Annotated in this window: 9 protein-coding genes and 1 tRNA gene; 2 read left to right on the top strand and 8 right to left on the bottom strand. The window is 70.8% G+C overall.

Features of this window, described 5'->3' with window-relative positions; all coding sequences use genetic code 11:
* Positions 1 to 30: 30 nt before the first annotated feature.
* The 4 genes from CWS50_RS05475 to CWS50_RS05460 form a co-directional block, all read right to left on the bottom strand.
* A complete protein-coding gene (locus CWS50_RS05475) occupies positions 31 to 1,125 on the bottom strand; it encodes an NAD(P)/FAD-dependent oxidoreductase (protein WP_127841972.1) in 1,095 nt (364 codons plus the stop codon).
* A gap of 206 nt (positions 1,126 to 1,331) precedes the next feature.
* Positions 1,332 to 1,862 carry a TetR/AcrR family transcriptional regulator gene (locus tag CWS50_RS05470; RefSeq protein ID WP_127841971.1) on the bottom strand — a complete coding sequence of 177 codons (531 nt, stop codon included), beginning with the start codon at positions 1,860 to 1,862 and terminating at the stop codon, positions 1,332 to 1,334.
* A 39-nt stretch (positions 1,863 to 1,901) separates the two neighbouring features.
* Complete coding sequence (locus CWS50_RS05465; RefSeq protein ID WP_127841970.1) at positions 1,902 to 3,461, bottom strand: MFS transporter; 1,560 nt, start codon at positions 3,459 to 3,461, stop codon at positions 1,902 to 1,904.
* 115 nt (positions 3,462 to 3,576) lie between these two features.
* On the bottom strand, positions 3,577 to 4,779 hold the full coding sequence (locus tag CWS50_RS05460; RefSeq protein ID WP_127843276.1) for a bifunctional GNAT family N-acetyltransferase/nucleoside triphosphate pyrophosphohydrolase family protein: 1,203 nt from the start codon (positions 4,777 to 4,779) through the stop codon (positions 3,577 to 3,579).
* A 182-nt stretch (positions 4,780 to 4,961) separates the two neighbouring features.
* Between CWS50_RS05460 and CWS50_RS05455 the strand changes: the two genes are divergently transcribed.
* Positions 4,962 to 5,567, top strand: a complete 606-nt coding sequence (locus tag CWS50_RS05455; protein WP_127841969.1) for a DUF805 domain-containing protein — start codon at positions 4,962 to 4,964, stop codon at positions 5,565 to 5,567.
* A gap of 206 nt (positions 5,568 to 5,773) precedes the next feature.
* Here the strand turns inward: CWS50_RS05455 and CWS50_RS05450 are convergent.
* Together CWS50_RS05450 and CWS50_RS05445 are read right to left on the bottom strand one after the other, a co-directional pair.
* Positions 5,774 to 5,861 (bottom strand) — tRNA-Leu (locus CWS50_RS05450).
* Positions 5,862 to 6,009: 148 nt separating this feature from the next.
* Complete coding sequence (locus CWS50_RS05445) at positions 6,010 to 6,975, bottom strand: D-hexose-6-phosphate mutarotase (RefSeq protein ID WP_127841968.1); 966 nt, start codon at positions 6,973 to 6,975, stop codon at positions 6,010 to 6,012.
* 59 nt (positions 6,976 to 7,034) lie between these two features.
* Between CWS50_RS05445 and CWS50_RS05440 the strand changes: the two genes are divergently transcribed.
* Complete coding sequence (locus tag CWS50_RS05440; protein ID WP_243118474.1) at positions 7,035 to 8,726, top strand: AI-2E family transporter; 1,692 nt, start codon at positions 7,035 to 7,037, stop codon at positions 8,724 to 8,726.
* A 104-nt stretch (positions 8,727 to 8,830) separates the two neighbouring features.
* Here the strand turns inward: CWS50_RS05440 and dnaE are convergent, their stop codons facing one another.
* Positions 8,831 to 12,511 carry a DNA polymerase III subunit alpha gene (gene dnaE / locus CWS50_RS05435; protein WP_127841967.1) on the bottom strand — a complete coding sequence of 1,227 codons (3,681 nt, stop codon included), beginning with the start codon at positions 12,509 to 12,511 and terminating at the stop codon, positions 8,831 to 8,833.
* A 196-nt stretch (positions 12,512 to 12,707) separates the two neighbouring features.
* On the bottom strand, positions 12,708 to 13,352 hold the full coding sequence (locus CWS50_RS05430) for a thymidine kinase (RefSeq protein ID WP_127841966.1): 645 nt from the start codon (positions 13,350 to 13,352) through the stop codon (positions 12,708 to 12,710).
* Positions 13,353 to 13,555: the final 203 nt, after the last annotated feature.

Raw genomic sequence — 13,555 nt, 5'->3', positions numbered from 1 at the left:
GGGAACCGGTTCCCCATACCGCTGCGGCGCTCAGCCACCGGCCCCGAGCTCCTCACGAACAAACCCCAGGAAAAGATCCTCCCCCTTCAGGCGGCTGGTCTCCTCAGGTCCCACCACGACACGTACACCGTCCCTCAGGACCTGGGAGGCGCCTCCGTCAGGACCCAGCGGCAGGACGGTCATCTGGACGCCCGGGGTATAGGTGGCTGAAGGCTGCCTGCCCGCGATGATGTCAGAGATGTTGCGGGCAACCACCTGGGCGTGGTCACGCGCCGCCTGGGCACGCTTGGACTCGCGCACGTCAGTGATGTCTCCAATGGCCCACACCCCGGGGTGGTCGAGCACCCGCAGGTGGCTGTCGACGCGGATAGTTCCGTCGTAGCGGCGGATGTCGTCGTAGTCCTCGCCGAGGAAGCCCGTTGCGGCTGCGGAGCCGTAGGCGCGGAACCACATGTCGGCCTCGATGCGGCGTCCGGCCCTGGTGTCCACCCGGAACGGGGAGAGGACCCCCACGTCAACCGGTGGCAGGTAGCCGAGGGTGTCGCCGGTGACGACCTCGACACCGCGCTGGGCCAGCTGGGCGGCGATGGACCGCCGCAGCTCGGGCCTGCAGTCGTCGGAGGGGAGGATCTGGTCGGCCGCCTCCACCAGGGTGACCTTGATGTCAGGGAAGGCGGAGGTGATCTCTCCCGCCAGCTCGATACCGACCCCTCCGGCTCCCAGGATGAGCACCCGCGCCGCCTGCTCCAGGTTGGTCCGTACCCGCTCGATACGGGCCTTGGCAATGACGGAGGAGGACTCCATGTGCTTGGCGGGGAACGGGTAGGCCGTCCCTGTGGCCAGGACGAGGTGGTCAGCCTCCACCGGCCCCTCGCCGGAGACCTCCACCGTGGTCCCCCGCACCGCCAGGGCCGTACCGTGGACGACCCGCCCGTGCGCCAGGAGGTTGTCGTAGGGGATGAAGATCTTGTCGGCCCACTCCCGGTCCACGGCGGCTCTCAGCGCCGCGGCGTGGTTGACAAAGGTGTCCTTCTGCTCGACGAGGGTGACCTCAGCGACGTCATCAAGCGCCTTGGCGACCGTGATGCCGCCGTACCCCCCTCCGACGACAGTGACACGAACCATGTGTGTTCCTTCCGGTCAGGCAGGTGGTCGTTGACAGCCGTCGGCGGGCACACCCTCGTCACCACGGCTCGCCCGCCGTCGTCATGGACACATCCTGCCACGACCTGGGCACCCGGTGAAGAGGACGCCGGGGATGGGTGCGGCCCGGCACACCGGTGAGGTGCCCGTGCACACCGGACACGCCTGCTCCACCCCCGGCCCCGACCCTACAGGCCCTCGCCCGTCACCATGCGGATGATGAGCCGCATCGTCTCCTCGTCCTGCAGGTCGGCGCTCAGCGCCCCGGCGTCGCTGGCGCACCAGCCGTCGATGGCCAGGAGCCCCACGCGCTGGAGCGGCGTGAGGGTGCTCATGTCCCCTACCCACTCCGCGTAGAGCCTGTCCCAGGCCTCAGTCAGCTCAGCCGCCTCCGGCTCGGGGGAGAGCATGAAGGACAGCTCCCCGCGCCGGGTCTCGCCCTCAAGGATGCTACGGGCCAGCGCCTGGAGCCGCTCACCCTGGCTCGCCTGCTCCGGCGGCTTGCCCAGGGCGTCACGTGCGGCGGTCTGCCAGCTCTCCAGCAGCATCAGCGCGATCCCCGCAGCCAGGTCTCGCTTGGTAGGAAAGTGGTAGACGATCCCTCCACGGGTGACTCCCACGCGCTCGGCCAGCGCCTCGAAGGTCAGCGCCTCAAAGCCCTCCTCATGGGTGATCTCCAGGGCGCGGTCCATGATGAGGTCACGTCTGGACTGCTTCATGGCCCTATCCTGTCATGTCCCCGTCCTGCTCCGTCCCCGTTACGGGAGCGGAGCGCTGTCCTCCGCGCCCCGGGCAGGGACACGGCGGGCGGCCATGACCCCGGCCAGGACCAGGACGACGGCCGCGATCACGGCGGTGGTCTGCATGGCGTGGGTGAAGGCCACCTGGGCCTGGTCCAGCAGGGCAGCCTGGTCAGAGCTGGAGGTGTCCGCGACGCCTGACAGCGTCGGCAGGGACTGGCGGGCCGCCTGGGCCACCTCCGCGGGGACACTGTGCGCCACGGCCCCCAGGTAGAGACGGTAGCCGACGTCCTGGACCGTCCCCAGCACCGCAATCCCCAGGGCGGCGCCAAGCTCCAGCCCCGTCTCCGAGACAGCAGAGGCCGCCCCGGCGCGCTGGGCAGGTACCGTCCCCAGCACCGCCCCGGTGGACACCGTGAAGGCGAGGCCGACCCCTCCGCCGAGGATCAGCAGACCCAGGCAGATGAGGGCGAGCCCGACGCCGCCGCCGTAGGACTCCGCCACAGCGACCAGGAGCAGGCCGACGGAAGCGACCAGAAGACCACCCCCCAGCGCGTGGCCGTAGCCGAGACGGCGCAGCACCCAGGCCACGACAACCACGACAACGACAGCCGCGAGAAAGGCCGGCATCTGAGCCAGGCCGGCGTAGAAGGAGGACAGGCCTCGTACCAGCTGGAGGTACTGGGAGAAGAAGTACAGCAGCCCCACCAGGGCGAAGTTGGTCATGACGATGGCCAGGACAGCCCAGGTGAAGGCCGGCCGCCGGAACAGGCTGACGTCGATGAGAGGAGTGGTCAGGGTTGCCTGACGCCGCAGGAACAGCCAGCCAGCCCCCAGCCCCGCCACCAGGGCCAGCGCCGCGAGGAGGGTCGGACCGTCGTGGGCCAGGGACTTCACGCCGTAGACCACCGGTACGACCGCCATGACGGACAGGGCCGCAGAAGGCAGGTCGACCGGGTCCCCCTGCGCGTTGCGCGACTCTGGAAGCAGCCTCAGCCCGGCGACCACGACCAGCACCATGACGGGCACGTTGATGAGGAAGACGCTGCCCCACCAGAAGCGCTCCAGGAGGAGCCCGCCGACCACGGGTCCCAGAGCCATGCCGCCCGAGGCGCCCGCCGACCATATCGCGATAGCGGTAGCCCGGGCGCGAGGGTCAGAGAATATTGTCCGCACCAGGGACAGGGTGGAGGGCATGATGGTGGCCCCGCTGAGACCCAGCAGCGCCCTGGCGGCGATGAGTGCTCCAGCGCTGGGCGCGAACGCCGCCAGGACGCTGGAGGCTCCGAAGCCCACGGTCCCGACGAGGAGGAGACGGCGCCTTCCTACACGGTCCGCCAGGTTGCCCATGGTGACGAGCAGCCCAGCCAGGACGAAGGAGTAGATGTCACCGATCCACAGCAGCTGGCTGGCCGTCGGGGACAGGTCCGCACTCATAGAAGGGACAGCCAGGGACAGGACCGTGGAGTCGATGGACAGCAGGGTCACCGCCAGGGTGAGGACGGCCAGGGCGTACCAGTCCCGCCTGGCGGGAGCAGTCCGCGCTGCCGACGAGAGGGCGAGGGTCTCATGGGTCACGCCCGAAACTGTACTACACGTGTAGTATAGTTTCGGGGCGAAGCCCTTGTGCTGCTACACACAGGCAAGGGTGACCCCGCTCGCACTGCCCTGTGCCCAGGAGGCGCCCAGCAGGTCAGGCCCGTAGGGGCCCGTCCTCCCCACCCCTCTTTCGGAGGCCCAGGACTCCCGCGACGTCGGGCGGGAAGTAGGCCGGCCCCTTGAGCACCTTGCCGTCCTCACGGTAGACGGGCCTGCCGTCCTCGCCCAGCTTGGACATGTTGGATCGCTGGACCTCAGCCAGGACAGCAGCCAGGTCGATCCCCGTCTCCAGGGCCATGCCGTAGATGACGTAGACCAGGTCCGCCAGGGCGTCAGCCGTCTCCACAGTGTCGCGGGTGCCGTCGTCGACCTGGGCGGCTCGGGCGCAGGCGGCCTCGACCTCGGCGCGAGCGGCGGCACCGTAGACGGCGCCGGTGAGCTCGGCGAGCTCCTCAGCGATGAGGCTCATGCGCATGTGCAGGCTGGGGCGGTCCAGGCAGGGGCCGTCAGTGCGCACCGGGAGCCCGTAGACATGGTGGAAGCGGCGCACCAGGGCCTCGGGGTCGTCCCCCTCCCGCCTGCCCACGCCGTCGTGGGGGACCAGAGGTGTCCGGGCTCCCCCGGCACGACCGGCACCCTCAGAGCCGCTCCCCCGCCCCGGCGCCACACTGCTGGCGCCTCTGGGGAGGGGGCCGTCCCAGGGGGCGCGGGGCTCCCGGGGGTCACCAGGCAGGAGGGTGGCGTACCAGGCGTCGTGCAGCTCCCCCTTGTTGGGCAGCGCGGCCCGCAGATGAGCCTCCCGGGTGAAGCCGAGCCTCCAGGCCACGCGCCAGGAGGCCCAGTTGGGCACGCCGTCGTGGACCTCGCAGACCCAGCGCAAGGCGGCGGCACGTACCGGTCCGGCCGCGTCAAAGGCGAGGTCGACGACAGCACGCGCCGCCCGGGTCATGATGCCGCGGCCCCTCGCCTGAGCGGCCAGCGAGAACCCGAGCACCCGGACGTCGCCGGGCTGTGCGGCCAGGCTGACCAGCCCGACCAGGTACCAGCCCCCCCGGCCGTCAGGCTCACGGATCCCCCAGGTCAGCTCCTTGCCGGTCTCCCACCCAGGAGCGGCGACGTCATTGACAAAGTCGCGGGCGTCCCCCACCGTGTAGTCGCGGGGCACGGTAAGCCACTCCTGGATGTCGGGGTCGGCGCACAACTCGGCGATGCGCTCGATGTCAGCCAGCGTGGGCACGGACAGCAGGAGCTCGGGGCAGTCGCCGTCGGCAGGGACCGTGATCTCGCAGGGCTGCATGGTCGTCATACTAGCGTCCCGCCAAGACCGTCAGTCATCTCTCTCGTGATGAGACAGGCACGTCCCCGGCTCACGCGGCATCGCGGCTACCGCGTACCGTCGTCTGCTGGCGCCGCCCTGGCCTGACTCCGGGCCGGGCACAGCGTCGACGAACCTGCACCCTACGAAGTGGAGCACTCACCATGTCCTACGGAAGCAGCCCTGGCGGTGCGCCCCAGCCGCAGCAGCCCTACGGCCAGCAGGCCGGGGCCTACCCCGGCCAGCAGAGCACCTACGCAGCAGGCGGTACCTACGGGACCGGCTACGGCTACGGGGCTGGCTACGGAGCCAGCGGGTACGGCCAGCCCGGCTTCTCCCCCGCCCTGCCTCCTGAGGTCGCGCCGCTGGCGGGAGCCGACCCCATCCAGGCGGTCAGGCGCTTCTTCCGGCGCTACGCCCAGTTCCGCGGCTACGCCTCACGCTCAGAGTTCTGGTGGGCCCTCGCTGCCCTGCTCGCGGCCCAGCTTGTCGTCACGCTGGTGGTGCTGGGCCTGACAGCCGGCAGCGCGGCGGCCTCCTCCGACGGGACGCCGAACGCGGCAGTCATAGCCGTGGGATGGTTCCTGTACATGGTCATCGGTCTAGGCACCATTGTCCCCTGCATAGCAGCGGCAGTGCGCCGTCTCCACGACGGCGGGTTCTCCGGACTGTTCTTCCTCCTTGTCCTGGTACCCGGCGGGAGCATCGCGCTCCTCGTGCTGTGGTGCCTGCCCTCCCGCCCCGAACGCTATCGCCCCGAGTGGGGCTGATCCGACACGCAGCAGACGGGGCACAGCGAGCCCGGGGGCAAGAAGCCTGGACGCAAGCCCGAGCGGCGCCACCCAGGACGTCGGTAGGACGACGCGGTCGCCTACGTCGCCCACCACAAGTCCGGTGCACGGAGGGCGGCGGAGAGAAGTAAGGAAGGGGTCTTGGAAGCCAGAAATGCGGCTTCCAAGACCCCTCCACCCCTAGGTGTCCGAGGGGGGACTTGAACCCCCACGCCCGTTTAATAAGGCACTAGCACCTCAAGCTAGCGCGTCTACCTATTCCGCCACTCGGACGAGACGGCTCCTGCTGCCTCAGGAGGAGCAGGCAACGCAGAGAAACTTAGCACGACCACAGCGAAGCCGACAAAAGCAGCCCACAGTGCTTCCCGTCACAGCTTCCCGTCACGCTGCTCTGGGACACCCTTCTTAGGGCTCTTAGGGCTCAAGCAGGCTCTGTGCCCACGACAGCCCGCATCGACCAGCTCTCCCCCGGCATGATGGTGGGGGCGTCCTGGCGGACCGCGCCCGCCTCCACGCAGAGCATGGAGGCGAACTCGTCATCGGCCATGTCCGGCATGGCGGCGCTGCCAGTGGACCACGGGTTCCACACGATGGTGGAGGCGGCGTTCTGCTTGCGCACCGTGATGACCCTGCGGTGACCCGGGTCCGACACCCGCAGGTCGCTCTCGCTGCGGTAGATGCGGTCGACCGGTCCGCTGACCGTGACGGGTCCGCGCTGCGCCCGGTAGCGCCCTCCCGCCCCGGGGGAGGGACCCTCGGGAAGACCGCTGAGGACAGTGCCGGAGACAGTGCCGGTGAGGTTGTCGCTGAAAAGGGCGCCGTCCAGGCCGCTGACCTGGGTCCCGGTCACGTCGTGGACCGCCAGGTAGGTGTGCAGCGCCGCCTCCACGGTCCGTGGGAAGGCTGCGTCGTTGCGCAGCGACAGGCTCAGGCCCAGCTCGTGGCCCACCTCCACCTCGTACAGGGCTGTCAGGTGGTCCCGGGAGAGCAGGAGCAGCGCCCGCGCCCCACCCTGCCTTGTGGCTGACACCGACAGCAGCCGCCACAGGCTGGTACGTGCCCACCCGTGCCTGGGGCTGGCGCCACCGTGGATCCCGTCGCTGAAGACCGGCAGGCACAGGGGCACGCCGCCGCGGATCGCGGTCCGTCCGTCAAAGACAGCCTGGCGGGAGGTGAAGATGACCTCCCTGCCACCCCGGGGTCTCCAGGAGGTCACGGTGGCGCCGTGGAGGTAGATCTCCCCGTACCCAGCCGGGGCGTCGACCAGGAGCCGCGGCTGGCCTCCCCGCCCAGGGGCCAGAGCCGCCGTGGGCGGGAGGGAGGGGTGGGCGCCCCGGGTCTCCCCCAAGGGCTCGTGCCGGGGCCCGCTGCCTGCGTGGTACGCCATGCCCCCACGCTAGTAGGCTGGTCCCGTTTCGTCAGCCCCCACGACCAAAGGACGAGTCTGTGGACGCAGACCAGGACGCAGGCTACTCTGTGCAGCCGCCCTCGCCGGCACGCCCCGCAGCCGCTAAGGAAGAGCCCGGGCGGGCCGGGGTCCCGTCCGCTGAGGGGGAGACGGGGCAGGAGGGGACCGTCCCCAGGCCCTCCCCCGGTGGCGCCACCCGTGACAACAGCATGCTCGCGCACCTGCGCCACGCCCGCGAGGCCCTGGACCGCACCATCGACCGGGTCGAGGAGCGGCGGCAGGCTGACCGGGCCGCCCACCTGCGCTACCAGCAGGAGGCCCCCGCCCCACAGGACACGCCCGGCCGGGCGGAGGCGGTCGGCCCCACCACAGGCACCGGCACGTGCCCGGTCTCCACAGGAGGTGACCCGGCGCGCGACGAGCCCACAGCCTCCCCGCACGGTGCTGACAACGGTACCGGCAACAGTGCCAGCAGCAGCGGCACCAGCACCGGGGAGGAGGGCTCAAGGGAGGACGTCCCAGGGGGCATGTCACCCACGAGGGGCAACCAGGCGGCCGGGAGCGCAACCGCTGGCACGACCGGCACGGCACCAGTCGTTCCAGCGACCGTCACCACCCGCTCCAGCGCCCTGGCCTCCCTGCCCCGTTGGCTGGTGCGTGGGGGCCTGGGGGCCTGGCTGCTGCTGGGCGTCATCATCATCGTCTCCCTGATGGTCTTCGTCACCGCCAGGGTCGTCCCGGTGTTCGTCGGGCTCTTCATCGCCCTGGTCCTCACCTCGATCCTCCAGCCCCTGGTCGGCCTCTTCGGCCGGGTGATGCCCCGCTACCCGGCGACCTTCCTGGCCCTGCTGACGGCACTGGCCTCCCTGGTGGGTCTGGTGGCCTACGTCGTCGCCTCGGTCACCGACCAGTGGGACTCCCTGGCGGCCCAGTTCAGCGACGGTCTGGACACCATCGTCGAGTTCGTGGAGACGGGTCCACTTCCCCTGCACGTGACCCAGCAGCAGCTGACGGAGCAGTTCCAGGACTGGGTCTCCCAGGGCCAGGACTACCTGCAGAACAACGCCCCGTCGCTGGCCAGCGAGGTCCTGTCCAACGCCAGCGGCCTCGTCGACTTCTTCGCCGTCATGGCCCTGGCTGTCTTCTCCACGATCTTCTTCCTGGCCTCCGGGGAGAAGATGTGGCGCTGGTTTCTCAACGAGCTGCCCGCCCACCTGCGCGAGCCCGTGCACCGGGCCGCCGGGGCGGGGTGGTACACCTTCGCCGGGTACGCTCGCGGCACAGTCATCGTCGCCCTCACCGACGCGGTCATGGCAGGGATCTTCCTGCAGCTGGTGGGAATCCCCCTGGCCGCCCCGCTGGCGGTGCTGGTCTTTATCGGTGCCTTCATCCCGCTGATCGGCGCCCCGGTGGCCATGGTGATCGCCATGGTGGTGGCCCTGGCCTCCCAGGGACCCCTCACCATGGTGGTGGTGGGTCTGGGCGTGGCCGGCATCGGCCAGATCGAGGGTCACATCCTCCAGCCGCTCATCATGGGCCGACAGGTCTCGCTGCACCCGGTGGTCGTCATCATCGCGGTAGCCGTCGGGACGTACTCAGCAGGACTGCTGGGGGCCATCGTCGCCGTCCCGGTCATCAGCGTGGCCTGGTCGGTGTACTCCGAGCTGCATGTACGCGACGCCCCGGTGCTCGGGGCGCTGCCCTCCTACACGGCCACCCGGCGGGAGTAGCAGCCTAGGCAACAGAAACGTCGTAGGACAATGCGACACCATGCTGCCTTACGACGTTTCTGTTGCCTGACGTGTGACCCAGCCAACCTGGCCAAGCAGCACACCTAGCGCCAGTCCCGGCTACCCGTGGAGACGACGCCGGGCAGGGCGTCCAGGCGCTCGGCGACCAGGGACACCGCGCCGTCGGCCCGCTCCACCAGGCCCCGGACAACCAGCGCGGCGGCCCGTCGTCCCACATCCTGGTAGCGTCGCCACGTGCCTGCGGGGCACACGACGTTGAGCAGCCCGGTCTCGTCCTCCAGGCTGAGGAAGACCACACCGGTAGCGGTACGCGGGTGCTGCCGGTGCGTCACCACCCCCGCCGCCCTCACCCGTCTCCCCGGCTCCTGGCGGGCGGCCTCCGCGAGGGTCAGGACACCGGCCTGGCTCAGCCGGGGCCGTACGAGCACGGTCGGGTACCCCTGGGATGACACCCCGCTCAGCCTGAGGTCTGCCACCTGACGCTCACGTTCCCCCATGACCGGCAGCACAGGTGCCGTGACAGCGACAGCGGTACCGGGCAGCGGCGGCTGGAACCACCTGCCCCCCTCCCTCCCAGCCCGACGCAGGCGCCCCGACGCCAGGGGGCCTGCCGCCCACAGGGCCTCACGACGGTGCGCACCGAGACCAGACAAGGCACCGCAGGCCGCCAGGGTCTCCAGGTGCCCGCGTCCTAGGCGCACACGCTGAGCCAGGTCCTCCAGGTCCCGGTAGGGACCCGACTCCAGGCGCTGGGAGACGATCTCCTGCGCGACGCCACCTCCCAGACCCCGGAGGGATGCCAGCCCCAGGCGCACGGCAAGGTCGCCATGGACGTCCAGGGAGGTCAGGGCGTGCGGCGAGGGGCTGACAGGCCCCCAGGGATCGGCTCCATCCTCACCAGCAGGATCCCCGCCGCAGGAGCCAGCAGCACCCGGGGCAGGGCGCTGCTCCACGGTGGCCAGGACGGCCGAGGCGTTGACGTCGGCAGGCAGGACCCGCACCCCGTGACGGCGCGCGTCAGCCACGAGCGACTGCGGTGACCAGAACCCCATGGGCTGGGCTGCCAGGACCCCGGCATAGAAGTCCTCAGGCCTGCGGACCTTGAGCCAGGCTGAGGCGTAGACCAGGTAGGCGAAGGAGAAGGCGTGGGACTCGGGGAACCCGAAGTCGGCGAAGGCGCGCAGCTGGTCGAAGACGGTCTCAGCCGTAGGGGTGTCGATACCGTGGGCCTCCATGCCCGCGACGAAGCGGTCGTGCAGGGCCTCCATCCGCTCTGTCGACCTCTTGGAGCCCATGGCCTGACGCAGGGCGTCCGCCTCGGCAGGAGTGAAGCCGGCGGCGTCAACAGCAATCTGCATCAGCTGCTCCTGGAAGAGGGGGACGCCCAGGGTCCTGGCCAGGGCGGGCCTGAGCAGGTCGTGGAGGTAGGTGACCGGCTCGTGGCCGAGCCTGCGACGGATGTAGGGGCTGACGGCGTCGCCCTGGATGGGGCCGGGACGTATGAGGGCCACCTCCACGACGATGTCGTAGAAGGTCGAGGGGCGCAGACGCGGCAGAGTGGCCATCTGGGCACGTGACTCCACCTGGAAGACCCCGACGGTGTCTGCCGCGCTGAGCAGCCGGTAGACGGCTGGGTCGTCCTCTGGCAGGGTGTGCAGGCTCCACGGGCGCCCGGCCTGCACCGGACGTGTCCTGCCCCCGGCGCTGACGCCACCGCTGGCTGAGGGGACGCCGTCGGCGGAGGTCCCGGCAGCGGCAGTGGCTGCGGGTACCGCACCAGCCACGGCCTCCTGGTCAGCATCAGGGGTCTCGGGAACAGTCTCACCCCGCTGGGACAGCGAGGTGAAGGACAGGCGCAGGGCCGTCAGCTCGCCCAGCCCCAGGAGGTCGAACTTGACCAGGCCGACTGCGGCACAGTCGTCCTTGTCCCACTGCAGGACACTGCGGTTCTCCTTGGCCGCCCAGCGCACCGGGCAGACCTGCGTGACCGGACGGTCGCACAAGACCATCCCCCCGGGGTGGACGCCCAGGTGCCGAGGTAGGCGCAGCAGCCGCCCCGCCACCTCCAGGACCTGGGCAGGGACCGTCTCATCAAGCGACTCTGCCGACGTCGGGCCAGGCTCCCCCCGTGACGCCGCCGACCACTGCGAGGCAGCACCGGGGCCACCCCTCCCCGGTCCGGCCTCACCGCCTGCCTGCCCGGGGACCTCCCCGTGCGCGGCAGCGTCCCGCCCACGCCTCGCCAGCCAGGATCCCGCCTGGGCAGCCCAGGCGTCCTGCACCCCGGGCGGGTAGCCCAGCGCCCGGGCCGCGTCACGCACCGCCGAGCGCGGCCGGTAGGAGATGACGTTGGCGACCTGGGCGGCGTAGTCGCGCCCGTAGCGGGTGTAGACATGCTGGATGACCTCCTCGCGGCGACAGGCCTCGATATCCAGGTCAATGTCCGGGTACCCGCTGCGCCCCGGGGACAGGAACCGCTCGAAGAGCATGCGGTGACGCACGGCATCGACAGCCGTGATCCCCAGCGCGTAGCAGACTGCGGAGTTCGCTGCCGAGCCCCGCCCCTGGCACAGGATCCCCTGCCGCTCGCAGAAGTCGACGATCGAGCGCACGATGAGGAAGTACCCAGGGAAGCCGCGCTGCTCAATGACGCCGAGCTCGTGCTCCAGGACCTGCCAGGCCCGGGGATCCTCCTCGGGGGTGCCGTAGCGGCTGGTCGCACCGCGCCGGGTGAGCTCACGCAACCAGGTGGCGGGCGTGTGGCCGTGGGGGACCTCGGGAGAGGGCAGGTCTGGGGCGATCAGGGACAGCTCGAAGGCGATCTCGGCACCGATCTGCGCCGCGACCTCCACCGCCGCCGGGAGGCGACGGTGCAGGCGGGCCATGTCCTGCGCCCCACGCAGCCAGCGCCCGGTGGCGGGCAGGTACCCACGAGCACCCTCCAGGTCGGTCACCAGACGGGTCGCCGTCAGGACGTCAGCCAGGGGGGCGTCGCCAGGGCGGGCGCAGCGTACCGCCCCCGTCGCCACGAGCGGCAGGTGGTGGGCACGGGCCAGTCCGGACAGCACCTCGGTGAGGGCCGCGTCGCAGGGGCCGCCGTCCAGGGCGATCTCGACGGCCACGCCGGCACAGGCGCTGGCCTGGGGCGTGCCCGCTGCCGCTGCCCCCGCGTCCCGACCCTGGTACCGGGGGCGGTCGGGGTCGGCAAAGAGCTCGACGAGGCGGCCCAGGCAGGCATCCGCTGCTGCCAGGTCCCAGTCCTGCGGTCGGTGAGGGTGGCCCAGCGCCCGTCGCAGGGGACCGTTGGCGGTGCCGGTGAGGACCAGGCAGGCAGGGGCAGAGGTCGAGGTACCAGTACCGGGGCTGCCGCCACCAGCAGCACCACCGGTGGCTCCGGTACTGCAGCCGCGCAGGGCCTGGGCCAGGACGGACAGGTCGTGGGCGGGCTCGACGCGGTGCCCGGCGCCCAGGTTGTGCCGGGATATGGCGGACACGAGGCGCCGGTACCCCTCGGGGCCACGGGCCAGGACGGGAAGGTGGGAGCCGTCCGCCAGGGTGAGCTCGGCGCCGTGGGCTGTCGGCAGTCCCAGGGACCGACCGGCCTGGGCGTGCCTGACGATGCCGGGGACGCCGTCACGGTCGGTCAGGGCCAGCGCCTCCAGCCCCAGGTCCATGGCTGCCTGGACCAGGTCCTCGGGCTCGTTGGCGCCCTCAAGGAAGGAGTAGGCGGAGTGGGCGTGCAGCTCTGCGTAGCGGTGGGTCACGAGCCGGGTCCCGGAAGGGCCGTACAGGGGACGGTGACGTAGGAAGCGACGTAGAAAGCGACGTAGGAAGCCGCAGGAGCGGTGAGACCGGCGGCGCGGGGAGCACGCCCCTCACAGCGCCCCAGACAATCGAACATGTGTCCATACTAGTGGCACTAACGGCACCAGCAGCGGCTCGGGTCCCGGCAGGTCCTCACTACCCCGACAGGGTGCCTCCGGCCGCGAGGTAGCACTTGCCGCACAGGGACTCGTAGGTGATGTCGCCAGCCTCCCCGGAGTCAATGACGACCTGGTCCCCGTCGAAGACGAACCGTCCCCCCTCACCACCAGGACCACCCCCAGTCCTGCGGGCGTTGAAAACCGCCTTGCGGCCGCAGCGGCAGATCGTCTTGAGCTCCTCCAGGGAGTGGGCGATCTCAAGCAGGCGGCGTGACCCAGGAAAGCTGCGGGTCTGGAAGTCGGAGCGGATGCCGTAGGCCAGGACGGGGACGTCGTCGAGGAGGACGAGCTCCATGAGCTGGTCCACCTGGGAGGGCGTGAGGAACTGGGCCTCGTCCACCAGGACGCAGTCCAGGACGTGGCCCAGCGGGGTCCCGGCCTCGTGGTCGACCAGGGCACGGCGTGACACCAGGGCACGCAGGTCGTCCTCGTCCCGCACCAGAAGATCCACCTCGCGGGACACGCCCAGGCGGGAGACCACGGCGCTCCTTCCCCTGGTGTCCACGACGGCCTTGACGACCAGGACGGTCTGCCCGCGCTCCTCGTAGTTGTGGGCGGTCTGGAGCAGGCTGGTGGTCTTGCCGGAGTTCATGGCGCCGTAGCGGAAGTAGAGCTTGGCCACGCGGTTCCTCCTCCTGGCCGACGTACCGGCCCGTGTACCTGCCGGTGTGCTGGCACCCTCCAGGTACGTCAGCCACGGCTACCGCCCTGGCCGGGACGTTCCTGCCCGGGACGTTCCTGGCCGGGACGCCTCAGTGCGACGCCCCTACGGTACCTGCTGCTGCCAGTGCCCGGGGGACGGGAGACCGGAGGCAGCAGGGGCCG

It is taken from the genome of Actinomyces wuliandei (assembly GCF_004010955.1).
Lineage (GTDB): Bacteria > Actinomycetota > Actinomycetes > Actinomycetales > Actinomycetaceae > Actinomyces > Actinomyces wuliandei.
The sequence above is the reverse complement of the archived record's forward strand: the minus strand, read 5'-3'. Positions and strand labels throughout refer to the sequence as shown.